This window comes from Devosia aquimaris (assembly GCF_020169335.1).
Classification (GTDB): Bacteria; Pseudomonadota; Alphaproteobacteria; order Rhizobiales; family Devosiaceae; genus Devosia; species Devosia aquimaris.
In genome coordinates, this window is the sequence record NZ_JAIEZN010000002.1 from 716,785 (window position 1) to 740,660 (window position 23,876).

The window sequence follows — 23,876 nt, forward strand, 5'->3', positions numbered from 1 at the left end:
TTCCGCTACGCCGCCAAAGCCGCGCCGCAGGACGATGAACCCGTCCTAAACCCCGCAGACTCCAGGCCCCCCGTCTTCCCGGGCTCCGTTCCGCCGCCGCCGGCAGCTCAGCACGTCGCATCCCACCTTCTCGCCCCCTTCATTCCCTGTTAACCTCCACGCCGGGGCATAAGCCGCGCCTTGGGCGGGCAGGGGGATTGGGATGGATAAGCGTCTGGCGCGTCTGGTGATGGCGGTCGTGGTGATCTTGGCGGGGTCGGCCACGCTGGCCCAGGCGCAGCAGTTTGACAGCTATTGCGCGCAGATTTCCGAGCAGGACAAATTCGCTTCCGATGGCTATCCGCTCACCGATGCCGGCTCCATCCTGCGGCAGGATCGCGCCAATTATCATCGTTTCGGCCGGCCCGATGATCTCGATCAGACCGATGTGACCTTTGCCAGCAGCAAGGCGCGGTCTGCCATTCCCGCCATGCTCGATGCCGGCAACACCGATCCCTATGTGCTCGACGCCATCGTCAACGATTATCCCTTCGTCTGCATGGACGTCTACGCCCGCTCCATCGATGCCTATATCATCGATCCCGTGGGCGATGCCGGCGATGACTCCGGCCCCGCCTTCCCCTTCAATGGCCGCTGGGATTGCGAAGTCGCCATTTTCACCTTCGATGCCTATACCTACAACAATGGCGAGGAAGACCTGCCGATCCAGGACATCCAGGAAAATTCCGACGGCAGCTATACGCTGTTCTTTGCCGGCGATTACTTCATCACCGTCGGCGATTTCACCGCCACCACCATGACCTGGCTGTCGGGGGAAAGCGGCGACAGCTTCAGTTGCACCCTGCTCGAACCCTGATCCCGGGCGGCGCCGCCCCCGCTTTCCTTGCCACACGGGCAGGGGAGTGCTAGACAGGATGACGTTTTCAGCCTTTCAAGGCTTGCCATCCGGCCCGGCTTGCCGGCCTGCGGCGATCCCCAGAACTTTGCGAACGTTGCTGCCGTCGCGTGCATGTTGCCGCGGCGGAAAATGCTCGTTCGCAAATGCGCGGGCTTTTCGGGATTTCTGTCATGGCCACCAACGGCACCGTCAAATTCTTCAATTCCACCAAGGGCTTCGGCTTCATCCAGCCCGATGGCGGCGGCGAGGACACCTTCGTGCACATCTCCGCTGTCGAGCGCGCCGGCCTCTCCGGTCTCAATGAAGGCCAGAAGGTCAGCTTCGAGATCGAAAAGGGCCGTGATGGCCGCGCCAGCGCCACCAATCTGGCCGTTCTCTAGAGATTTTCTGCGGGCCGCTGTCCTTTCTGGGCAGCGGCCCGTGCCGTTTTGCGGAGCCATCCGATGCACAAATATGCCGTCGACCAGACCCTGGACCTGCTGCCCAGCCACGGCAGCACCACCCGCCGTGCCGCCCCCTGCCGCATCGTCGCCCTGCTGCCCTATGAGGGTCGCCAGGTGCAATACAAGGTGCAGTCGAGCCTGGAGAGCTACCAGCGCATCGTCAGCGAAGCCGATCTGCGCCTGCCCGCCCAGCTCGATCAGGCACAGGCCTGAGGCGCGACAAAATAACTGTCGCGGCCGGCCCGCAATGGGCTAGCATCGGCTCATGACCCAGACACAGACGCTTTCCGATTTCACCCTTCCGCGCCTCGATGGCACGCCGCAGGCCCTGTCGGCCTATGCCGGCAAGCTGGTGCTGATCGTCAACACGGCTTCCAAATGCGGCCTCACCCCGCAATATGAGGGGCTCGAGGCGCTCTATCGCCGCTATGGCGAGCAGGGCTTTGTGGTGCTGGGCTTTCCCTGCAACCAGTTTGCCGGGCAGGAGCCGGGCACGGCCGACGAAATCGCCAGCTTCTGCAGCCTCACCTATGATGTGAGCTTTCCCATGTTCGCCAAGCTCGACGTCAATGGCCCGTCCGAAAGCCCGCTCTACACCTGGCTCAAGGCGGCCCATCCCGGCGACATCGAGTGGAACTTTGCCAAGTTCCTCATCGATCGCGACGGTACGGTGGCCCAGCGCATCGCCCCCGATACCCAGCCCGAGGCCATTGTCCCCGCCATCGAGCGGCGCCTCTAGCCAGCATCATGGATGCCCCCGCGCCCAAGCCGAGCGTCGCCATCGCCTATTGCACCCAGTGCAACTGGCTGTTGCGCTCGGCCTGGATGGCCCAGGAGCTGCTCTCCACCTTCAGCCTCGAGCTGGGCGCGGTCACCCTGGTGCCGGGCACCGGCGGCATTTTCGAGATCGCCATCGATGGCGAGCTGGTCTGGGAAAGAAAACGCGATGGCGGCTTCCCCGACGTCAAGACGCTTAAACAGTTGATACGCGACAGAATCGACCCCGAGCGCGATCTGGGCCATATCGATCGGGACAAACTCCCCCCTTCCATTTGATCGCGCAGCGGCTAGTCTTTCCCACATCGGCGCCACAGCGCCACATCATGGGGGAGGATGGCCAGATGGCCCACAAGTTCAAGATCAGCGCCGCTGCCGGCGATCAGTTCAAGTTCGCCTTTGTCTACAATGCCGAAAAGATCTTCTGGTCCGAGAGCTACAAGGCCAAGGCCAGCGCCAAATCGGCCATCGAGTCCCTCAAGTCCCATGCGCCGGGCGCCGCCACGGTCGATCTCTCCAAGGGCGAGAGCGGGTCGGGCTATCGCTTCGAGATCGTCGCCTCCAAGGATGGCCAGCATTTCGTCCGCTTCGTCGCCAGCAATGGCGAGACCATGGTGCGCACCGAGACCTACAAGTCCAAGTCCAGCGCCCGCAATGCCATTGCCTCGCTGATCAAGAACGGCCCGCCCGCTGCGGTTGTCGAGGAAAGCTGAGCCTGTCGACAGGCCGAAATCTGAGGTTTCAAGCCGTGATGCCGTAGTTTAATCTCCCGGTCACAATCACTGTCCGGGAGCCTGCCGCCTCATGTCCAACTTCCTTGTGCGCGCCGCCGCTGTTGTCGCCACGCTTGCTCTGGCCATTCCGTCCGCCCAGGCCCAGGGCCTGCCCGATCTGGCGGGGCGCGAGATCGTTGCCGTCACCGAAAACGCCTATGTGCCGCTCAACTTTGCCGATCCCAAGACCGGCGAGGGCATCGGCCTCGAATACGACCTCTTCAACGAGATCGCCAAGCGTCTCAATGCCAAGGTCAAGTGGGAGCTCTCGAGCTGGGACGTGATGATCCAGTCGGTCCGCGATGGCCAGTTCGAGGTCGGCATGGATGGCATCACCATCAATGACGAGCGCAAGGCCCAGGTCGATTTCTCCGACAGCTATCTCACCAGCCAGCAGCTGATGCTGGTGCGCGCCGACGAGACGCGCTTCACCGATGCGCCCAGCTTTGCCGCCGACGCAAATCTGCTGGTCGGCGCCCAGGCCGGCACCACCAATTTCTATGTCGCCGTCTATGACGTGCTCGATGGCGACGAGGCCAATCCGCGCATCAAGCTGTTCGACACCTTCGGCGCCTCCGTCCAGGCGCTGATGGCCGGCGACATTGATACCGTGCTCATGGATCAGACCTCGGCCGACGGCTACATCGGCGCCAATCCCGGCGCCTTCAAGGTCGTCGGCACGCCCCTGGGCACCGAAGACTTCGGCTTCATCCTCACGCCCGGCTCCGACCTGACCGCGCCCATCAATGCCGCCCTCGCCGCCATCAAGGCCGACGGCACGCTGGACGCCCTCAAGACCAAGTGGTTCTACGACTACAACGCCGCGCAGTAAGCCGCCCATCTGGCCAGGCACCCCTCTTGGCTTTGAGAGGGGTGTCTGGCCGCCAGCTGTCCGCGCGTCCCCTGCGCCATTCCGATCGGCTCTGATGCCCTATACCCCCCGCAAGCCCAGCATGCTGTCCCGCCTGCCCTGGTGGCTCATGGCCATTCTGCTGCTGTTTGTGCTCGGCTATTGGGGCATTGCCACCGACGCCACCTATTCGCAGATTTTCCGCACCGTCTCGGGCGGGCTGCAGACCACGCTCTGGGTCACGCTGGTGGCCTTTGTCTCGGCCACGGTCCTGGGGCTCCTGGTCGCGCTGGCGCGCACCTCCGGCAACCGCATCCTCGTCGAACTCGCCACCTTCTATGTCGAGATCATTCGCGGCATTCCGGTGCTGGTGTTCCTGTTCTATGTCGCCTTCGTCGGTGCGCCGGCCATGGTGGGCGCGGTCAATTGGCTGCTCCAGCCCACCGGGCAATCGATCACCGTGCGCCAGTTCGATTTCGCCTGGCGCGCCATTGTCGCGCTCACCGTCTGCTATTCCGCCTTCATCGCCGAGATTTTTCGCGCCGGCATCGAGGCGGTCACCCGCGGCCAGCTCGAGGCGGCCAGTGCCCTGGGCCTCAGCCGCTGGCAGCGCTTCCGCCACATCACCTTCCCCCAGGCCCTGCGCACCATCCTGCCGCCGCTCGGCAATGACTTTGTCTCCATGATCAAGGACAGTGCCCTGGTCTCGGCCCTGGGCGTGCAGGACATCACCCAATTGGGCAAGGTCTATTCCTCGGGCAGCTTCCGCTTCTTTGAAACCTATAACGTCGTCGCGCTGCTCTATCTGTCGCTGACCATTTCGCTGTCCCTGCTCGTGCGCCTGCTCGAGCGCTATCTCGACCAGTCCAAGCGCTGACGCCACCCGGGCCAATGCCGGACGGCGGCGCCCCTTGCGCTGCCCCCCGGCTTCCCCCATGTGTGCATCACAACTCTGGGAGCCACACATGAAGCGTATCGCCGCCACTGCCGTCGCCGCCACTCTTGCCATCACCCTGGCCGCCTGCGGCGACAGCCGCGAAGTCGGCTCCGTGGGCGTCGACTGGACCGGCAATGACATCGCCATCGATGCGCTTGCCGATCCCGAGGTGGATGGCGTTGTCTGCCACCTCGCATATTTCAACCGCTCCTTCATTGATCGCGTCAGCCAGGGCAATTGGTTCGAGGACCCGTCCTATTCCGCCCTCGACTGCTCGGTCACCGGCCCCATCACCATTGGCGATATCGCGACCAAGTCCGGCGGCGAGGAGATTTTCCGCGAGGCCCGCTCGCTGATTTGGAAGTCGCTGCGCGTCACCCGCATCTATGATGCCGCCAACAATTCGCTGATCTACCTGGCCCATGCCCGCCAGATCCAGCAGGGCAGTGGCAAGATGAGCCTGTCGGTCATTCCGCTGGCCACCGAGCAGGTCACCTGGAGCAATGGCGCGCCGGCGCGCAACTAGCGCCATCCTCGCGGCAACGCACCACATGGAACGCCATGGCGTTCCAACCCGCGACAACATAAAAACATTCCGCTTCCCGCCGCTTCAATGCGCAGTGGGGGGCACGATATTATCCTTAGGCAGTTCAAGGGCCCTCTGGGGCCCCAAGAGGAAGAGCACGATGTCCATTTTGATTGGCGATACCGCCCCCGATTTCACCGTTGAGTCCACCGAAGGCCCGATCCACTTCCACGACTACATCGATGGCTCCTGGGCTGTGCTCTTCAGCCACCCCAAGAATTTCACCCCCGTCTGCACCACCGAGCTGGGCTTCACCGCCAAGCTCAAGCCCGAGTTCGACAAGCGCGGCGTCAAGGTGCTGGGCCTGTCGGTCGACAAGCTCGAGGATCATGCCGGCTGGGCCAAGGACATCGAGGAAACCCAGGGCACTGCGCTCAATTTCCCGCTGCTGGCCGACACCACCGGTGAAGTCGCCCGCAAATACGACATGATCCATCCCAATGCCGACAACACGCTGACCGTGCGCTCGGTCTTCGTCATCGGGCCCGACAAGAAGGTCAAGCTCAAGATCGAGTATCCGGCGTCCACCGGCCGCAACTTCAATGAAGTGCTGCGCGTTATCGACAGCCTGCAGCTCACCGCCAAGCACTCGGTGGCAACGCCCGTGAACTGGGAAAATGGCGACGACGTCATCATCGCTGCCTCGGTCAACAACGAAGCCGCCAAGGCCAAGTTCCCCGAAGGCTGGAAAGAGCTCAAGCCCTACCTGCGCATCGTCCCCCAGCCCAAGGGCTGATCGCCCGACCGGCCGGCTCATGCGGCGGCCCCCCGCCTCATGAGCCCCCAACTCTTTGCCTTTTGGCCCCCAATCCCTCCACCCGTCATTGCCCGGCTCGTCCGGGCAATCCATCTCTTCGCCGGTGCAAATGGATCACCCGGACAAGCCGGGTGATGACGCCGGTGTATGGTGTTGCTTTGGCGCAAAGCCTCTCAGTCGTGTCCGTCGCCCTTTAGGGGGGAGGTTAGGTGGGGGCGTGTTGGGCCATCCAGCCTCGCCCCACCCCGATGTCACCCCGGCCGTGAGCCGGGGCCCATCCCGAGATGCCCTGAGCTCCAGCCCGCATCTCTCCGCCGTTTGGCACCCAAACCCTCCACACGTCATTGCCCGGCTCGTCCGGGCAATCCGCTCTGCGCCCAGGCCAATGGATCACCCGGACAAGCCGGGTGACGACGCCGGTGTGTGGGAGGCAAGAGGCACGAGAGTCTCACTCGTCTCCCTTCCCCTCAGTGGGGCGGGATCAAGGGTGGGCGCCTCCCTTACCCAGCCTCCCCGGGCAATCCATCCGCCAGCATCGCCGCATGGCCGTGCTCGGACTGTTGCATCAGCCCCACCATGCGCCAGGCCGCCAGCAGCGCCAGCACGGCAACGACAAAGCCCAGCGCATAGACCGGGATCATGGCCGCCATCACCGCGCTGGGCGCGGTGGCGCTGGCCAGGCCCGCCGCATTGGCGGCCACGCCCGCCAGGGCAGCCCCGATGGCGCCGCCTGCCGATTGGGTTGTCGGCACCAGGGCCGAGGTCCGGTCCCGTTCGGCATCGCTGGCTGCTTCCATCATGGAGAGGTTGAGGTAGCCATTGCAGGTGCCAAAGCCGGCGCCGATCAACAGCTGTCCGGCCAGCACGATGACCACCTGGTCCATTTGCAGCCCGGCCAGCACCAGCAGCAGTCCGCCCGCGATCATGGCCGGCCCCGTGCGGATCAGCAGCTTGCGCGTGCTGCGCTGGCGCACATTGGCCACCGTGATGGCGGAGGCACTCCAGGCCACCGCCAGCACGGCCGCAACGGCACCCGCCGTCGTCGGCCCATAGTTCCAGGCCTGCTGCACCACCAGCACCAGATAGACCGCCGATCCCGCTGCCGCGATGTTCATCAACAGGCTCATCCACAGCCCCGTGCCAACCACCGTGCCGGCGCGAAAAGCGTCTGGCGGCATCAGCCGGTCACGACTGCGGGCATCGAGCCACACGGCGCCCACCAGCACCAGGCTGGCAAGCAGCAGCAAGCCGGCCGCGGCCAGCGGCGGCAGCACGGCAGCCAGTGCGACCAGCAAGATGCCCGCGCCGATCAGCAGCAGCCGCGCGCCGGGAAACTGCACCACCTGCTCGTCGGCCAGCTGCGCCGGCACCGCCACCAGCACCATGGCCCCAAAGATCAGCACCAGCGGCACGCTGAAGAGGAACGCCGCGCGCCAGGACAGCCACTCGGTCAAGAGGCCTGCAGCAGCGGGCCCGCCAAAGGCGGCAATGGCCCACATCATGGCCTGCAGCCCAAAGACCTTGGGCACCAGCCGGGCCGGAAACAGCGCCGGGATCAGGGCAAAGCAGATCGCCGCCACCATGCCTTCGCCCAGCCCCTGCAGCGCCCGGCCAACCAGCACCTGCGGCATGGCGCCGGCGCTGCCCACCACCAGCGTTCCGACCAGAAACAGGCTGGCCGACCCCAGCAGGGCCCGTCGCGCGCCCAGCTTCTGCTTGAGCAGCGCCGCGCCCGAGCCGCCGACAATGGCCAGCACCAGATAGAGCGTCACCGCCCAGGAAATCAGCGCCACGCCGCCCAGCTCATCCACGGCGGTGGGCAGCGACACGGTCGCGACAAAGGAATTGAGCGCCAGCAGCGCCACGCCCAGGCTGATGATCAGCGTGGCGGGTGCGTAATTGGGTGCCAGGATCTCGGACCAGCGGCTGGAGACGTCTTCACTCGTGGCCATGGTGGCACTCCGAAATTAAACAAGTTATTGCTTGATATATTGGGCTAATTAAAAAAGCAATCGCTTGTTTAATAGTCGGGTCCTGGCCATGCGCAAGCGCTGGCTGTGCCAACCCCATCTTAACGCCAGCGGGCGCAAGGTCGCCTGGAATTTTATGGGATATCGACCGTGCGCCAGCCCGCTCCACATCGCTCTGGTCCAGATCTGCGCCTGGTCCTGGCCGTGTTCGCTCTGGCCGCCCTCATCCTGGTCTGGCGCAGCCTGTCTGCCGGTGCTGCGACGCCGCTGTTCAGCGACACCGATGATGCCATGCGCATGGTGGTCGCGCGCGACGTCCTGGCAGGCCAGTCCTGGTACGATCCGATCCAGCATCGGCTCAACACGCCCTTCGGCGCCGAGATTCACTGGTCGCGCCTGGTGGATGTGCCGCTCGCCGGGCTGCTCGCTTTGTTCACGCCGTTCCTGGGGCCTGATGGTGCCATCATCGCCACGGGCTATGTCTGGCCCTTGCTGCTGCTGGCGCTGCTGCTCTGGCTCTGTGCCGGCCTCACCCAGCGCCTGGTCGGTCCAGAGGGTGTCCTGCCTGCGCTCGTCCTGCCGGTGCTCAGCCCCGCCGTAACGGCCGAGTTCAACCCCGGCCGCGTCGACCACCACAATGTCGTTGTCCTGCTGACCCTGGCCACCATCTGGGCCGGGGTGGAATCGGCGCGCCGCCCCCGCTTTGCCATTGTGGGCGGCCTGCTGGCGGCGACGTCCCTGGCCATTGCCACCGAATCCCTGCCCGTCATCGCCGCTGCTGTGCTGGTCGCCGGTCTGCTCTGGGTCAGCGATCCGCAGCGTGCCGGCACCATGCGCAATTTCGGCCTGGCCTTCCTTGCCGGTACGGCGCTGCACCTGGCCATCTATCGCCCGCCTGCGCGCTGGCTCGAGGCGGCCTGCGATGTCCTCTCGCCGGTCTATCTGGCCTTTGCCGCCGTCGTCGCGGTGACGTTCACACTCGCCAGCCTGCTGCAACTGTCGGCGCGCTGGCAGCGTCTGGCGGTCCTGGCGCTGCTCGGCGGGCTGGGCTGCGGTCTGGTCATCGCCCTCTACCCCCAGTGTCTCAAGGGCCCCTATGGCGCGCTTGATCCCTGGCTGCAGCTGCATTGGCTGGCCGGCATCACCGAGGCCAAGCCCTGGCTGTCGAGCCTGTTCGAACTGCCCGGCTATGTTGCGGCCGTTGGCCTGCCGGTCCTGCTGGCGCTGGTGGTGGTGCTGGTGCGCCTGTGGAAGCAGCCGCGCGAGCGCGACGAATGGGCCGCGCTGTTCCTGTTCATGCTGGCCACGGCGGTGATCATGCTGGCCCAGGTCCGGGGAGCAAGGCTCGCCATCATGCCGGCCATGCCCGCTGCCGCCTGGCTCATCGTTTCGGCCCGCCACCACTATCTCCGCCGCGCCAGCATCGGCTCGGTGGCTGGCCTCGTCGGCAGCTGGCTCGGCTTTGCCGGCGTACTCATTGCCCTGTTGGTGACCATTGCGGTCAATCTTGCGCCCACCGGCTCCGCGGCCGCAGCCAGCGCCGCTGCACGCCAGAGCCGCGAGGCGTGTCTGGTGCCATCAGCCTTTGCTGACCTCGCCCCCTTGCCGCCCGAGCGCATCATGTCCCCCATCGATCTGGGTTCCCATCTGCTGCTCTACACGCCACATTCGGTGGTCGCTGCGCCCTATCACCGCAACGAGCGCGGCGTGCGCGACGCCTTCCGCTTCTTCAACGATCCCATCAGCGAGGCCCGCGCGATTCTGGAGACGCGCGGCATCGGGCTGGTGGTGATCTGTCCGTCCATGCCGGAAGTGTCCGGCCTCAGCGAGCGGGCCGCCAACAGCTTTGCCGCGCTCTACGAGGCCAATGCGCTGCCGGCCTGGCTCTCGGATGTGAGCCTGCCCGACAGTCCACTCAAGGTGTTTGCGGTACTGCCATAGCCAGGTCGGTGAGCCCCAATTGCGCCCGCACCCGGCGCGGCAGCTTGCCGGCAATCAGCCCGTGCGCCGCGCGCACATAGTTGCGCAGCTCATCCTCCCCCAGGGCGGAAGGGTCTATGATCTGCACCCATTTGGCGCGCGCCAGATAGGGCGCCGGGCGCACGCCGTCGAGGTCAGGCAACAGGGCAAAGCTCATGTCCGAACACTTGAAGCTCAACCCGGCCTGTCCGTCGGTGCCCCAGCCGGACAGCAGCGCAAAGATCTTGCCGCCCACCTTGGCGACGCTGGCGTCGCCCCATTGATGCACAATCTCGGTTGCCGGCAGGCTCAGAGCGAAGTGCTCAAAGCCTGCCCGCGTCATCATGCTATCGATCTGCTGTGTCACAGGTGCACCCCATGCTGGCGATTTGGGGCAAAGCGTGCCCCGATTGACCGCAGCATGCTAACCGGGTTTCAGGCTGCCGTAACGCCCAGGCCGATCGGGCAGCTCACGCCCGTACCCTGCAGCCCGCAATAGCCGGCCGGGTTCTTGGCCAGGTACTGCTGGTGATAGGTCTCGGCATAATAGAACGGTCCCGCTGGCGCGATTTCCGTGGTGATCCGCCCCAAGCCCTTGGCATTCAAGGCCTTTTGATAGGCGTCACGGCTGGCGGCCACCGCAGCGGCCTGCGTATCCGATGTGGTATAGATCGCGCTGCGATACTGCGTGCCCACATCATTGCCCTGCCGCATGCCCTGGGTCGGATTATGCTCTTCCCAGAAGCACTTAAGCACGGTCTCGAGGTCAGTCACCTTGGGGTCGAACACCACCTTGACCGCTTCGGTATGCCCCGTGCGGCCCGAGCACACTTCCTCATAGCTGGGGTTGGGCGTGCTGCCACCCTGGTAGCCAACGGCGGTAACGATCACGCCCGGCAATTGCCAGAACAGGCGCTCGGCGCCCCAGAAACACCCCAGGCCCAGATAAATCGTTTCTGATTCAACGGGATAGGGCCCCTTGAGCGGCTGGCCATTGACGAAGTGGTTTGAGGCAACGGGCATCTCGGTGCTGCGGCCAGGCAGGGCCTCGGATGCCGAGGGGATGGTCGAAGGCTTGGTCTTGAAGAACATTTCAGCTTCCTTTCATGCCTCTATTCGGCCAATGGCCGCAAAGGGTTACATCACCTTCAGATCTGGTCTTCCCGCAGAAACAGGGCGCGACGCGGCTTGCGTCCCAGCACGGTCAGCAGCACGCCCGGCACGCCGAACACCGCAAAGGCCGGCAGCGCAAGCACATATGCCAGCCCCGCCTGCAGCAGATCGGCAAACATCCGGCTCGCCAGAAATTGGCGAATGCCATCAAGGCTTTGCGGATGCAGTTGCAACCACAGCTGGTCCAGGCTCGTCAGCAGCAGCGCATTGGCGCCCAGTGACTTTGTGCCATCAATGACCAGCAGGACCAGCGCCAGGCCGATCAGCCAGGTGCCCAGAATTCTCAAGATCAGCCGCATGCGCATTCCCGGTGCCGGCGGCAATCCATCTCGGCCTGGCCTGGCCGTTTGATCGCCGCACCCCGCCTTTGTGCCATGCCCGAAGGCTCTCTCACAAGCTGGGATGCCACCATGCGAAAAACAATCGTCATCTCGGTGTCGTGATCCCTTGCGCCCAAGCGCATGATAAGTATATTGCGCCTCGCTCGCGCCGGCCAACCAGCCGGCCCCTCCGGCGATTCCAGCCCGGAGTATAGGCGATGCGGAGAGATGGCCGAGTGGTCGAAGGCGCACGCCTGGAAAGTGTGTAGGCGGGGAACCGTCTCAAGGGTTCGAATCCCTTTCTCTCCGCCATATTTTCTGCACCACCAAGACGCTGATTTTATTGGGCGTTCTGTGAGCACGGCCTTGAGCCGTGCCTCTGCATCGACCGCCGGGTTCGGCTACCCTGGCCAGTGGCATAGAGAACCCGCGCCCGCGTCAGCTCATTCCCATGCCAAGGCGGTCTGCCAGGGTGCACGCATGGTTTCTCGGGCACACTGGACGGCAGGCGATCAGCCAGCACGGCAACACTAGCCCTGTCGGGCGAATGCAATCGTCTGTTCGAGGCCTTTGCCGGGCCGGTTCCTGATGTCCAGCGTTCCGCCGCTGCGCTCGATGATTTCAGCGGCCAGCGCGAGGCCCAGGCCGGCACCGGGAATTGTCTGCAGGCGGCCAGGCTCTGCCCGGAAGAATGGCTCGAACACGCGCGTGAGCAGGTCTTCGGGGATGCCCGGGCCTTCATCGCGGATGATGATTCTTGTGGTCTGTGCCGAGTTTTCCAATGCGGCCGTGGCCGACTTGCCATGCGTGGCGGCGTTGATCAGCAGGTTTCTCAGGGCCCGGCGCATTGCCAGGGGCGGAAGCGGCAGCACGGCCTTGTCCAGCCTGCCCAGGCTGAGCCTGTAGCCCTGCTTGGCCAGCTCCTGCAGTTCGCCCGCCAGCATGTCATCGAGGTGCACCGGTTCCGGTTGCACGGCAGTGACCTCTTCACGCACCAGGCCGATGGCGCTGTCGGCGATGCGTTCGAGCTCGTCGATATCCCTCAGCCATCCTGCGCGTTCGTCGTCATCGAGAAATTCCGCCCGCAAGCGCATGCGGGTCATGGGCGTGCGGAAATCATGGCCCGCGGCCGCCACCAGTCGCATACGGCTTTCCATGGCCCCCTTGAGCCGGTCGGAAAGCCTGTTCAGCATCTTCGCGGTTTCGATGGTTTCCCCGCTCCCCACTTCAGGGACATGCGGCAGGACGCCATCCGGCCCGACGGTGCCGACGGCATGCTCGAGCACGGCAAAAGGGCGGGTAACGCGGTAGGCCATGATGAGCGAGACCACAATCACGCAGAGGACGATCAGCCCCATCCAGGTACCCATGATCACCCAGAAATCCATTGGCGGCCGAAGGTCGGTCGGAAAGTCGATGGCGACAAACGCATCGCCAATATTGACGACGGCGACCGGGGACATGGTGCTGGGTTTGTCATAGACGGTGACAGGCAGGTTGATGCCGTCCTTGGCCAGCAGTTCGCCAATGGCCTGGCTGAGATCGCTGCGCACCGGGCCGAACTGGGCTATGTCGTCCTGGCTGAGATAGAGAAATGTCGAGCGATCTGGATTGATCACGCCGTTTAGCGCCTGGATCTGGAACGCCACCGGCCCGACCATTCGCTCAGGCAGCGGATAGCTGATCGCCACAACGCTGGCCAGGGTCGCCACCAGCAGGATCAGGCAGATGGCGCCAACAAGAATGGCCGCGATGCGAAGCTGCAGCCGGGTCAAGACACCCCCTCGATCCGCTCGACCCTGGTGGACAGCTGGTAGCCGCCATTGCGCACCGTCTTGACGATGCCATCGTCGCCCGCATCGCGGAATTTGCGACGGATACGCGAAATCAGGACATCGATGGAGCGATCCACTACGCTGGCATCGCGCCCCTGGGTGAAATCGAGCAGTTGCTCGCGCGACAGGATCCGGCCAGGCCGGTCCAGCAGCGCCTGCAGCAGCTGAAACTCCGCGCCGGTCAGATCGAGCATTTCGCCGCCGGGCGCCGTCACCGTGCGCGCGGTTGGATCAGCAACAAATCCTGAAAAGCGATAGCATTCGCGGGTCGTGGCGACGGGCGCACTGTCGCCGCTACGTCGCAGGACTGCCCGAATGCGGGCTACCAGTTCGCGTGGGCTGAATGGCTTGCCCATATAGTCGTCGGCCCCCAGTTCCAGACCCACAATGCGGTCGACCTCTTCCTTCAGGGCCGTGACCAGAATGATGCAGATGCCCGGATTATTGCCGCGCAGGCTGCGGCAGATATCAAGGCCCGAGCCGTCCGGCAGCATGACGTCGAGGATCACAAGGTCAAACAGGCCGTCCGCCATGCGGGCGTCAAACTCGACCCGACTTCCCGCCGCCGACACCCGAAAGCCCTGCTCGGACAAGAACCGGCTCAGCAACCGTCGTATCTCGGGGTCGTCATCGACCACCAGAATGCTTGCGGCCATGACGCCCTCCTGTCGCCCATAGATAGCGCGCTATTGCCATTCGTCCAGCGCGAAGGTGTTGCCCAATGTTGCTGACGAGCGGGCAGCAACATTGAGCAAGAAAATTCCTCGTGCCGGACACATTGAGCAATCAAACGTTGTCACCGAGCAATATCGGCTTGCCAGACAGTGCGCTTCACTCTGGGAGCTCGCTGTGCTGCGCTCGATTACATCCATGCTCATGGCCGGCACGCTTGCAGGCTGCACCACGCTCGGCCCCGCCTATATCGCGCCGACCATAAGTCCAGCGGCGCAATATGGTGCCGCCCTGGCCGGGGCAAAGACGATAACGGCGCAGGTCCAGTGGTGGCGGGCCTTTGGGGACAGCGTACTCGATGGCCTGATTGAGGCCGGTCTGGCGCAGAACCTGACTGTTGCCCAGGCTGCCGAGCGCGTCGTCGCCGCCCGTGAAAGCGCCGTCTCGGCGGGACTGAACAACGTGCCGTCGGGCACGGCGATGGCGCAGGGCGCCGCCAGCAACAGCGGCATGGGGGCAACCCTGCTCAGCGCATCCGCGTCGGTCTCGCTCAGCTGGGAAATCGATCTGTTCGGCGGGCTGGCAAGCAAGCGCGCCGCGGCGCAAGCCAGCCTGGACGCCGCAATCGAAGAAGCCAACGGCGCACGTCTGTCGCTGATTGGCGAGATTGCGCGCAACTATTTGCAGGCGCGCGGCTTTCAGGATCGCCTGCAGATCGCGCGCTCAACGCTGGAGGGGCAGAACCGCACCCTGAGCGTGACACGACAACAGAACGAGGCCGGGCTCACCAGCAATCTGGACCTGGCCCAGCTGGGGGGCGATGTCAGCACGACGGCTGCGTCGATCCCCACGCTTGAGATCGCCCTCAGCCAGACCATCCATCGCCTCGGCGTGCTCCTGGGTCAGGAGCCGAAGTCGTTGCAGCGCCTGTTTAGCAACGGCGCACAGATTCCGCGCCTCAAGGTCGACGTCGCTCCTGGCATTCCGGCCGATCTGATGCGCGACCGGCCTGACATCCGCCAGGCTGAGCGGCAGCTGGCATCGGCCACCGCCGCCATTGGCGTCGCCGAAGCGGACCTTTATCCAAGCCTCTCGCTCTCGGGAAACCTGTCGGTGGCGTCCGCGACAAGCTGGACCCTGGGGCCATCGCTCAGCCTGCCCATCTTTAACCGCGGGCAGCTCAAGCAGACGGTGCTGATCGAGCAGTCCAAGGCACGCCAGTCCTACCTCGCCTACAAGCAAACGGTGCTCGAGGCCGTAGAGGAAGTCGAAAACGCGCTGGTCGGCCTGAGCAAACAACAGACTCGCCGCCAGCAGCTGGCCAATAGCTACACCCATTATGTGCAGGCCACCGAGCTGGCCGACGCGCGCTATGCGGCGGGAGAAACAACGCTTCTCACCCTGCTCACCGCGCAACGGTCGCTTTACACGGCCCGCGACTCCCTGGCGCAAAGCACGGTCGACGTCGGCCTTCAATATATCGCTCTCAGCCTCGCCCTCGGTGGTGGCTGGGACCTGTCATCGCGCTGATCAAGGCCTCCCCATGAACAGATTCATCGTCCCACTGCTCGCTGCAATGCTGGTCAGCACGGCCTCTGGTCCCACGCTGGCGCAACCGGCCGGGGGGCCGCCCCCGGGCATGGGCATGCCCGGCATGTCCATGGGGCCCACACAGGTTGGCATCATCACGCTGCAGCCCGAAGCTGCGCCAATCAGCACCGTCCTGCCGGGCCGTGTCGTTGCCTCGGCGACAACCGATGTTCGCCCCCAGGTTGGCGGCGTGGTGACGCAGGTGCTGGTCCGCGAGGGGCAGCAGATTGCTGCCGGCGACACGATCGCCACAGTCGATCCTGCGACCTATCAGGCAGACGTCGCTGTCGCTGAGGCCTCGGTGGTCAGTGCGCAGGCCAAGCTGCCGACGGCGCAGACCAAGGTCGAGCGCTACATCTCGCTGGTCAATTCCGGCGGGATCAGCCAGTCCGAACTCGACACCGCCCAGGTTGAGCTGGCCCAGGCCAAGGCAGCCCTTGCCGGTGCCGAGGCTCAGCTCAAGGTCGCCAGGCTCACGCTGGAGCGCTCCAGCATCACGGCCCCCATCTCGGGCATTGTCGGTGCGGTCAATGTCCAGGTCGGTTCGCTCCTCACCGCCAATCAGGCTGAGGGCCTGACCACCATCCGCCAGGTCGATCCGGTGGATATTTCCCTGGTTGAAAGCAGCGCGAACCTTTTGACCTCGCGCCAGGCCATGCGCGAACGCGACGCCGCGCCCGCGCCCACCGACGCGACCGAGCCCCCACCCTTGACGGTGACGCTGCAGCTTGAGGATGGCTCGGCATATGACCAGCAGGGCACTATTGCCAGCATGGACATGGTGGTGAGCGAGACGACCGGCACGTTCAACCTGCGCGCCAGCATGCCCAATCCCGATCGCCTGCTGCTGCCTGGCATGTTCGTGCGCGCCACCATCAATTTCGGCAAGCAGGACGGCGTCTATCTCGTGCCGCAGCGGGCCGTCACCTTCAACGCCGCGGGCACTCCCACCGCCTATTTCGTCGGTGCCGACGACAAGGTCGAGCAGCGTGAGCTGACGGCCGAACGGGTCGTCAACAATGCCTGGGTTGTTACCGCCGGGGTTGCAGCGGGTGACCGGCTGATCGTCGATGGCTTGCAGAAAATACGGGTCGGCGGCGACGTCAGCCCGATTGAGGTCGTTATGGATGCCGATGGCGTCATCCACCAGGAGACGCCCAAGGCGTTGCCTCAGGGCGGCGAGATGCCTGCAGGCGGGCCGCCGGCCGGCTTTACACCGCCTGAAGGCGCGACAGCGCCGACCGATACACCTGATGCCGGTATCGCGCCGGCCGGCGGTGCTGAAGGAAACGCGCAATGACCGACCAACCGCAGTCCGCCGCAAGGATCGCCCTGCCAAACCGGCGCTCGCTGGCCAGCTTCTTCATTGCCCGTCCGGTCTTTGCCATCGTTCTGGCGATTGTGACCTGCCTTGCCGGAGCGGTGGGCATCTATTCGCTGCCCATTTCGCAATATCCCGAAATCGCACCCACCACGATCACCGTGCGGGCCTCCTATTCGGGCGCCAGTGCCTCCGCGGTTGAGAACTCGGTGACCACCGTCATCGAGTCCGCGATGACCGGCTTTACCGACCTGCTCTATATGGAGAGCTCGTCCTCCACCGGTTCGGCCAGCGTCACGCTGACCTTTGGCAATACCATTGATGCCGACATCGCCCAGGTGCAGGTGCAGAACAAGCTGGCCCTGGTGGAAAGCCGCCTGCCTGACGCCGTCCAGCAGGCGGGCCTGACGGTCAATCGCTCCGGCAGCAGCATCCTGATGATCGGCAACATTGTCTCAAAGGATGGTCGCTACACATCCGACCAGCTCGCCGATATCATGAGCACCACGGTCGAACCGGTCATCGAGCAGGTCGAGGGCGTCGGCGGCATTCAGTCGTTCGGTTCGGGCTATGCCATGCGCATCTGGCTCGATCCGCTGTCGCTGGCGCAGTACAAGTTGACGCCCAGCGACGTCACGGCCGCTATTCGTCAGCAGAATGTGCAGGTGTCTGTCGGCACGCTTGGTGCCTCGCCCAATACCGACGGGCAACAATTGCGCGCCACGATCACAGCACAGACCCAGCTGCAGACTGTGGCGGAGTTTGAGAACATCATTCTGGTTGCCGGCAGCGATGGCGGCACCGTTCGTCTGGGCGATGTCGCCCGCGTGGAACTGGGGCTGGAATCCTACGGCCAGGAAACCTCCTACAATGGCGTGCCGGCCGCCGGGTTTGGCGTCCAGCTATCAAGTGGCGCCAATGCCATCAATACGGCGGACGGCGTGCACGAGGCCCTCGATGGCCTGGCCAACTCGCTGCCCGATGGTGTCGAGGTGGTCTATTCCTATGAAACTACGCCCTTCGTAGAACTCTCGATCGAAAAGGTGGCCCATACCCTGATCGAAGCGATCATCCTGGTGTTCGTCGTGCTGCTGGTGTTCCTGCAGAACTGGCGCGCCACGCTGATCCCGATGATTGCCGTGCCGGTGGTGATGCTGGGCACGTTCGGCATCCTGGCCGGGCTGGGTTATTCCATCAATACGCTGACCATGTTCGCCATGGTGCTGGCGATTGGCCTGTTGGTTGATGACGCCATCGTTGTGGTGGAAAACGTCGAACGCGTCATGAGCGAGGAACATCTGTCGGCCCGTGAGGCGACAGAGAAATCGATGGGTCAGATCACCGGTGCGGTGATCGGCATTGCTGCCGTGCTCACGGCCGTCTTTATCCCCATGGCGTTCTTCTCTGGCTCGGTTGGTGTCATCTATCGCCAGTTCTCGGTCACCATCGCTTCAGCCATGATCCTGTCGGCCCTTGTCGCCATTGTGCTGACACCGGCGCTCTGCACGCTCATGCTCAAGCCGCACAAGCCCGGCCAGCAATCGCGTTTCAAGCCTTTCGTGTGGTTCAACTCGGGCTTTGCCAAACTCTCGGGCGGTTATGTCGGCACGGTTGGCTATGTCATCCGCCGGCCGCTGCGCATCCTGGTGCTGTTTGCCGGCCTGCTCGGTGGCGCCTACTGGCTCTATAACCAGCTGCCCAGTTCCTTCCTGCCCGAGGAAGACCAGGGCGTGCTGATGACCATCATCAACCTGCCCGAAGGGGCCAATGCTGCCCGCACGCAGGCGGTGATGGACATTGTGGAACATTATTATCTCACCGAAGAGGCCGATGCGGTCGAATCCATCTTCATGACGCTTGGCTTCAGCATCGGCGGCAGCGGCGGCGAAAACAGCGCCATGGGCTTTGTTCGACTCAAGGACTTTGGCGAGCGCACCGATCCGCGCCTGTCCGCCTCGGCCGTGTCACAACGCGCGCTGATGTACTTCTCGCAAATCCGGGATGCCCAGGTCTTTGCCCTGGCCCCGCCGGTCATCCAGGGTCTTGGCTCGTCCAATGGCTTTGAGATGGTCCTGCTCGACCAGGCCAATAACGGGCCACAGGCGCTTGGCGAGGCCAGCAACGAACTCGCTCGGCTGGCGGGCCAGACCAGCGAAGTCACCAATGTGCGCGGCAATACCGGCGATCTCGACAGCCAGCTCAAGGTTGTCATCGATCAGGAAAAGGCCGGGGCCCTGGGTATCGACCTCTCTGCCGCCAATGCCGTGCTCAGCGTCGCCTTCGCCGGCACAAGCGTCAACGACTTCATCTACAAGGGCGAGATCAAGCCGGTGATGGTTCAGGGCGAAGCGGAATACCGGATGCAGCCAGACGATATCAAGAGCTGGTTCGCCCGGAACCGTGATGGCGAAATGGTGCCGTTCTCCTCCTTTGCCAGCACGCAGTGGGAGCAAGGGGCAGCCTCGCTTTCCCGCTTCAACAGCATGGCCTCGGTATCCATGAGCGGCACCAATGCGTCTGGCGTCTCGTCTGGTGCCGCCATGGACAAGATGGAGCAACTGGTTGCCGGCATGGATGGTGGCTATGGCGTTGCCTGGTCGGGGCTGTCCTATCAGGAGCGCCTCTCAGGTTCCCAGGCCATCCTGCTCTATGCCGTTTCGATCCTGGTGGTCTTCCTGTGCCTGGCTGCCCTTTATGAGAGCTGGACCATACCGATCTCTGTGATCCTTGCTGTCCCGGTGGGCATCGCAGGCGCGCTGCTGGCCGCCTATCTCTTCGGCCAGAGCAACGACGTCTACTTCAAGGTTGGCCTGCTGACGACAATGGGCCTCGCTGCCAAGAACGCGATCCTGATCGTCGAGTTTGCGCGTGATCTCAGGGCTGAAGGCTTGTCGGTGATCGATGCCACGCTTGAGGCAACGCGCCTGCGCCTGCGCCCCATCGTGATGACATCGGTCGCCTTCCTGCTTGGCGTCATGCCCCTCGCGACCGCCAGTGGGGCAGGGTCTGGCGCGCAAAATGCCATCGGCATCGGCGTCGTGGGTGGCACCCTTGCTGGCACACTGCTTGGCATCTTCTTCGTTCCGGTCTTCTTTGTCCTGATTGGCAGGACATGGCGGAAGGCTTGAACGGCAGACGGCGTCACCGGGTGCAATCGACGTCATAGCGACGCTTTACTGGAATCGGCGGGCCGCGGCGCCCACCGATTTCAATCCGGCGGCTAGACCCTTTCGAGGCCGATGGCGATGCCCTGGCCGACGCCGATGCACATGGTGGCCAGCGCCCGCCGCTGCCCGGTCAGCGCCAGCTGTAGCGCCGCGGTGCCGGTGATGCGCGCGCCGCTCATGCCGAGCGGGTGGCCCAGCGCAATGGCACCGCCATTGGGATTGACCCGCGCGTCGTCCTCGGCAATGCCCAGTTCGCGCAGCACGGCGATACCCTGGCTGGCGAAGGCCTCGTTGAGCTCGATGACATCGAAATCGGACGCGCCGAGCCCGAGGCGGGCGAACAGTTTCTGGCTGGTCGGGGCCGGGCCCATGCCCATGATGCGGGGCGGCACCCCGGCGGTGGCGCCACCCAGGATGCGGGCGATCGGGGTGAGGCCATGTTTGCGGGCGGCGGTTTCCGACGCGATGATCAGCGCTGCGGCGCCATCATTGACGCCCGAGGCATTGCCCGCCGTCACCGTGCCATTGGGAAAGAGGGCGCGCAGTTTGCCCAGGGTTTCAAGGCTCGTCCCAGCGCGCGGATGCTCGTCGGTATCGACTACCACCGCTTCCCCCTTCTTCTGGGGAATGGAAACCGGCACGATCTCCTGCGCCAGCCGACCGCTCTGCTGGGCGGCGACGGCCTTGTCCTGGCTGCGCACGGCAAAGCTGTCCTGTGCCTCCCGCGACACGCCGAATTCCTGCGCCACGTTCTCGCCAGTCTCGGGCATGGAATCCACGCCATACTGCGCCTTCATCGCCGGATTGACGAAGCGCCAGCCTATGGTGGTGTCATAGATCTCGGCATGGCGGGAAAAGGCCGTGTCGGCCTTGGGCAGCACGAAGGGCGCGCGGCTCATGGATTCTGTGCCGCCGGCAATCAGCAGCTCGGCCTCGCCCGATTTGATGGCGCGCGCCGCCGATATCACCGCATCCATGCCCGAGCCGCACAGCCGGTTGATGGTGGTGCCGGTGACCCCCACCGGCAAGCCGGCCAGCAGCAGGCTCATGCGGGCGACATTGCGATTGTCTTCGCCGGCCTGGTTGGCACAGCCGAAAATGACATCGTCGACCGCGTCCCAGTCCACCTTGGCATGCTCGGCCATCAGCGCCCGCAGCGGCACGGCGCCCAGATCGTCGGCCCGCACCGGGCTCAGCACGCCGCCAAAGCGGCCAATGGCAGTGCGCCGATAGGCGCAGATGAAGGCTTCGGCCATGGTGTCAAATCTCCGGAGCGATGAGCGCGCCAATGCTGTCGGGAACCACCAGTTCGGCGCCGGTCATCGCCTGCAATTCGTCCAGGCTCAACTGGGGCAGTTTCTCACGCAGCACGAAACGCTGGTTCTCGATGTCGATCACGGCAAGGCTGGTATAGACGCGGGTGACGCAGCCCACGCCGGTCAGCGGCAGGCTGCAGCGCTGCACCAGCTTGGGGCGACCGTCCTTGGTGACATGGTCGGTAATCACCGCGACGCGTTTGGCGCCATGCACCAGATCCATTGCCCCGCCCACCGCGGGTACGCCCTTGGGGCCGGTACTCCAATTGGCGAGATCGCCGTTTTCGGCCACTTCATAAGTGCCCAGGATCGCCACATCGAGATGGCCGCCGCGCACCATGGCAAAGCTGTCGGCATGGTGGAAAAACGCCGCGCCGGGCCTGAGCGTCACCGCGCGCTTGCCAGCATTGATCAGGTCCCAGTCCTCCTCGCCCTCCGGCGGCGCCTCGCCGAAGTTGAGGATGCCGTTCTCGGTGTGAAAGATCGCCTGCCGGCCCGGCGGCTGGAACCGCGCCACCATTTCGGGAAAGCCGATGCCCAGGTTCACATAGGCGCCGTCCTCGATGTCCTGCGCCGCACGCCAGGCGATCTGCGCATTGGAAAGTCTGGTGCTCATGGATAGGCCACTCCGGCGCGGATCAGCGCCTCTTCCTGTTGCGGATTGGCGACTTCGACAATGGCGTCGACGAACAGCCCGGGGGTGATGACCTGTTCGGCGTCGATGCTGCCCGGCTCGACCACGCGCGTGGCCTGCACCACGGTGAACCCTGCCGCAGCCGCCATCAGCGGCGAGAAATTGCGCGCGGCCTTGCGATAGGTGAGATTGCCCTGGCGGTCAGCCAGTTCGGCCTTGATCAGCGCCACATCGGCCTTGAGCCAGCGCTCCTGCACATACATGCGGCCGTCAAACTCGGCCACCGGCTTGCCGACGGCCAGATCGGTGCCATAGCTGCTGGGGGTGTAGAAGGCCGGAATGCCGGCGCCGCCAGCGCGGATGCGTTCGGCCAGCGTGCCCTGCGGTACCAGTTCGAGCGCGATCTCACCGGCCTGATAGCGCTCGGTGAAGGCGCGCGGATCGGACGAGCGCGGGAACGAGCAGACCATCTTGGCCACCATGCCGGCATCGATCATTGCCGCGATGCCGATGCGGCCATTGCCGGCATTGTTGTTGACGACCGTGAGCTTGCCCGGGCTGCCGGTGGCGACGAAGCGATCAATCAGGGCGTGAATGAGTTCGATGGGCGCGCCGGCGCCACCGAAGCCGCCGATCATCACCACCATGCCGTCCTCGACCCTGGCGACCGCTGTGGCCAGGGAGTCTACCGTCTTGTCCATGCGCAGTCCTTTCGGGCTATCGCTGACATCAATGCCAGCATGTGCCCCGCAAAGGAAATGAAATGGCGGCTGTCATTGATAACGTATCAGTTATGAAAACCTGGACAAAATCGGCCATTTTGGCCGAAAAAGCCCCTCATATCATAACCAATTGGCTAGTTGATGCGGATCTGATTGAGCAAGGTACTAGCCAGCCGCAGGCTGGCGCCGGTCGCTTCCAGCATCGGCGGCAGAGTCAGCCATTCCAGTGTCCAGGCAGCGCCGGAGCGCTCATATTCATGCACCATGGCCTGCTGCAGCACGCCCGACAGGCCCGCGTTGAAGCGGGCCAGCGCCACCAAGGTCTCGGCGATGATCGGGTTGGATTTATGCGCCATGGCCGATGAGCCGCCGCCAGTGAGTAGAGTGATGGACTGCACCTCGCTCTGGGCCAGCAGCGTGATATCGGCACCAATCTTGCCCAGCGTACCGGTGATCTGCGCCAGGCGTCCGCCGAGTTCGACGACGCCCTCGCGATTGGCCTGCCAGGGCGGAGCATCGGCCAGACCGAGGCGCCGGGCCATGGCGGCGGCGATGGCATCGCCATGACCGCCAAAGCTGCTGCGGTCACCAACCGGGCCGCCCAGTTGCAGCACCAGTCCCGTGCGGCGCAGCGCCTCGAGCGCGGTACCATGGCGGCCAAGCGGCGCGGCCCAGCTCTCAAGCTTGGCGCCCCAATGGGTCGGCAGGGCCGCCTGCATGCGGGTATGGGCCATCAGGGTCTGCTGGCCGTGGCGATCCGCCAGCTCGGCAAGCCGGGCGCGGATGTCGACGATCCGACTTTCGAGCAGCACCAGCACCTGGCCGAGCTGCAGCATCAGCGCGGTATCGATGATGTCCTGGCTGGTGGCGCCCTTATGCAGCCCATCGCGATGCTCTGCGGGCAGGTGCGCCCGCACCTGCGCCACCAGGTCCGGCACCACGACGCCATCGCGGGCCATGCCCTGTTTCAGCCGGTCCCAGTCGGGCGCAAAGCCTGCGATGGCTGCCGCAACCGCCTGGGCGGCGTCGGCGCTGATCCAGCCAGACTCGGCGCTGGCCTCAGCCAAGGCCTGTTCGACCGCCAGCATGGCCTGCAGCTGGGCGGTGTCGCTGAGCAGGGCGGCGATGGTGTCATCGCCCGCAAGGGCGGAGAGAAGGGGTGTCATGCCGCCACTA

Annotated in this window: 24 protein-coding genes and 1 tRNA gene; 15 read left to right on the forward strand and 10 right to left on the reverse strand. The window is 64.5% G+C overall.

Features of this window, described 5'->3' with window-relative positions; genetic code table 11:
- The first annotated feature begins 202 nt into the window (after positions 1-202).
- The 10 genes from K1177_RS16400 to K1177_RS16445 all read left to right on the forward strand — a co-directional run bounded on the left by K1177_RS16400 (position 203) and on the right by K1177_RS16445 (position 6,000).
- On the forward strand, positions 203-856 hold the full coding sequence (locus tag K1177_RS16400) for a hypothetical protein (protein ID WP_224704901.1): 654 nt from the start codon (positions 203-205) through the stop codon (positions 854-856).
- A gap of 212 nt (positions 857-1,068) precedes the next feature.
- Positions 1,069-1,278, forward strand: a complete 210-nt coding sequence (locus K1177_RS16405; protein ID WP_137150203.1) for a cold-shock protein — start codon at positions 1,069-1,071, stop codon at positions 1,276-1,278.
- 63 nt (positions 1,279-1,341) lie between these two features.
- Complete coding sequence (locus K1177_RS16410) at positions 1,342-1,554, forward strand: hypothetical protein (RefSeq protein ID WP_224704903.1); 213 nt, start codon at positions 1,342-1,344, stop codon at positions 1,552-1,554.
- Between the two features lie 52 nt (positions 1,555-1,606).
- Positions 1,607-2,080, forward strand: coding sequence for a glutathione peroxidase (locus tag K1177_RS16415; protein ID WP_224704904.1), 474 nt, complete (start codon positions 1,607-1,609; stop codon positions 2,078-2,080).
- Positions 2,081-2,088: 8 nt separating this feature from the next.
- Positions 2,089-2,397, forward strand: coding sequence for a SelT/SelW/SelH family protein (locus tag K1177_RS16420; RefSeq protein ID WP_224704906.1), 309 nt, complete (start codon positions 2,089-2,091; stop codon positions 2,395-2,397).
- Positions 2,398-2,462: 65 nt separating this feature from the next.
- On the forward strand, positions 2,463-2,831 hold the full coding sequence (locus K1177_RS16425; RefSeq protein ID WP_224704908.1) for a YegP family protein: 369 nt from the start codon (positions 2,463-2,465) through the stop codon (positions 2,829-2,831).
- 91 nt (positions 2,832-2,922) lie between these two features.
- Positions 2,923-3,723: a transporter substrate-binding domain-containing protein gene (locus K1177_RS16430; RefSeq protein ID WP_224704910.1), complete on the forward strand. Its 801-nt coding sequence runs from the start codon at positions 2,923-2,925 to the stop codon at positions 3,721-3,723.
- 94 nt (positions 3,724-3,817) lie between these two features.
- Positions 3,818-4,618: an amino acid ABC transporter permease gene (locus K1177_RS16435; protein WP_224704911.1), complete on the forward strand. Its 801-nt coding sequence runs from the start codon at positions 3,818-3,820 to the stop codon at positions 4,616-4,618.
- Positions 4,619-4,706: 88 nt separating this feature from the next.
- Positions 4,707-5,204, forward strand: coding sequence for a CreA family protein (locus K1177_RS16440; RefSeq protein WP_224704913.1), 498 nt, complete (start codon positions 4,707-4,709; stop codon positions 5,202-5,204).
- Positions 5,205-5,364: 160 nt separating this feature from the next.
- Positions 5,365-6,000 (forward strand): peroxiredoxin, encoded by a 636-nt coding sequence (locus K1177_RS16445; RefSeq protein ID WP_224704915.1) that lies wholly within the window; start codon positions 5,365-5,367, stop codon positions 5,998-6,000.
- A 521-nt stretch (positions 6,001-6,521) separates the two neighbouring features.
- Here the strand turns inward: K1177_RS16445 and K1177_RS16450 are convergent.
- A complete protein-coding gene (locus tag K1177_RS16450; protein WP_224704917.1) occupies positions 6,522-7,973 on the reverse strand; it encodes an MFS transporter in 1,452 nt (483 codons plus the stop codon).
- A 168-nt stretch (positions 7,974-8,141) separates the two neighbouring features.
- Here K1177_RS16450 and K1177_RS16455 point away from each other — a divergent pair, with 168 nt between their 5' ends.
- The gene (locus tag K1177_RS16455) at positions 8,142-9,932 is read left to right on the forward strand and encodes a hypothetical protein (RefSeq protein ID WP_224704919.1); all 1,791 of its coding nucleotides are present in this window, start codon (positions 8,142-8,144) and stop codon (positions 9,930-9,932) included.
- Here K1177_RS16455 and K1177_RS16460 read toward each other — a convergent pair.
- The 3 genes from K1177_RS16460 to K1177_RS16470 all read right to left on the reverse strand — a co-directional run bounded on the left by K1177_RS16460 (position 9,907) and on the right by K1177_RS16470 (position 11,422).
- The gene (locus K1177_RS16460) at positions 9,907-10,296 is read right to left on the reverse strand and encodes an MmcQ/YjbR family DNA-binding protein (protein WP_318153302.1); all 390 of its coding nucleotides are present in this window, start codon (positions 10,294-10,296) and stop codon (positions 9,907-9,909) included. The two genes, K1177_RS16455 and K1177_RS16460, sit on opposite strands and share 26 nt — an antisense overlap.
- 89 nt (positions 10,297-10,385) lie before the next feature.
- A complete protein-coding gene (msrA, locus tag K1177_RS16465) occupies positions 10,386-11,042 on the reverse strand; it encodes a peptide-methionine (S)-S-oxide reductase MsrA (RefSeq protein WP_224704920.1) in 657 nt (218 codons plus the stop codon).
- A 56-nt stretch (positions 11,043-11,098) separates the two neighbouring features.
- Positions 11,099-11,422, reverse strand: coding sequence for a hypothetical protein (locus tag K1177_RS16470; protein WP_224704922.1), 324 nt, complete (start codon positions 11,420-11,422; stop codon positions 11,099-11,101).
- A gap of 243 nt (positions 11,423-11,665) precedes the next feature.
- Here K1177_RS16470 and K1177_RS16475 point away from each other — a divergent pair.
- Positions 11,666-11,755, forward strand: a tRNA-Ser gene (locus K1177_RS16475).
- A 218-nt stretch (positions 11,756-11,973) separates the two neighbouring features.
- Here K1177_RS16475 and K1177_RS16480 read toward each other — a convergent pair.
- Entirely contained in the window at positions 11,974-13,218 is a 1,245-nt protein-coding gene (locus K1177_RS16480) for a sensor histidine kinase (RefSeq protein ID WP_224704924.1), read from the reverse strand.
- Positions 13,215-13,934: a response regulator gene (locus K1177_RS16485; protein ID WP_224704925.1), complete on the reverse strand. Its 720-nt coding sequence runs from the start codon at positions 13,932-13,934 to the stop codon at positions 13,215-13,217. The genes K1177_RS16480 and K1177_RS16485 overlap by 4 nt, the downstream gene beginning before the upstream one ends.
- Positions 13,935-14,127: 193 nt before the next feature.
- On the opposite strand from K1177_RS16485, the gene K1177_RS16490 reads away from it, so the two are divergent.
- The 3 genes from K1177_RS16490 to K1177_RS16500 are packed head-to-tail and all read left to right on the forward strand — an operon-like array spanning position 14,128 to position 19,989.
- On the forward strand, positions 14,128-15,480 hold the full coding sequence (locus K1177_RS16490) for an efflux transporter outer membrane subunit (protein WP_224704927.1): 1,353 nt from the start codon (positions 14,128-14,130) through the stop codon (positions 15,478-15,480).
- 13 nt (positions 15,481-15,493) lie between these two features.
- Positions 15,494-16,840 (forward strand): efflux RND transporter periplasmic adaptor subunit, encoded by a 1,347-nt coding sequence (locus K1177_RS16495; protein WP_224704930.1) that lies wholly within the window; start codon positions 15,494-15,496, stop codon positions 16,838-16,840.
- A gap of 50 nt (positions 16,841-16,890) precedes the next feature.
- A complete protein-coding gene (locus tag K1177_RS16500) occupies positions 16,891-19,989 on the forward strand; it encodes an efflux RND transporter permease subunit (RefSeq protein ID WP_224705840.1) in 3,099 nt (1,032 codons plus the stop codon).
- 92 nt (positions 19,990-20,081) lie between these two features.
- On the opposite strand, the gene pcaF is transcribed toward K1177_RS16500, so the two are convergent.
- The 4 genes from pcaF to K1177_RS16520 all read right to left on the reverse strand — a co-directional run bounded on the left by pcaF (position 20,082) and on the right by K1177_RS16520 (position 23,866).
- Complete coding sequence (gene pcaF / locus K1177_RS16505) at positions 20,082-21,284, reverse strand: 3-oxoadipyl-CoA thiolase (protein ID WP_224704931.1); 1,203 nt, start codon at positions 21,282-21,284, stop codon at positions 20,082-20,084.
- Positions 21,285-21,288: 4 nt separating this feature from the next.
- Positions 21,289-21,960, reverse strand: a complete 672-nt coding sequence (locus tag K1177_RS16510) for a 3-oxoacid CoA-transferase subunit B (protein ID WP_224704932.1) — start codon at positions 21,958-21,960, stop codon at positions 21,289-21,291.
- Positions 21,957-22,679: a 3-oxoacid CoA-transferase subunit A gene (locus K1177_RS16515; RefSeq protein WP_224704935.1), complete on the reverse strand. Its 723-nt coding sequence runs from the start codon at positions 22,677-22,679 to the stop codon at positions 21,957-21,959. The genes K1177_RS16510 and K1177_RS16515 overlap by 4 nt, the downstream gene beginning before the upstream one ends.
- A gap of 155 nt (positions 22,680-22,834) precedes the next feature.
- A complete protein-coding gene (locus K1177_RS16520) occupies positions 22,835-23,866 on the reverse strand; it encodes a 3-carboxy-cis,cis-muconate cycloisomerase (RefSeq protein WP_224704937.1) in 1,032 nt (343 codons plus the stop codon).
- Positions 23,867-23,876: the final 10 nt, after the last annotated feature.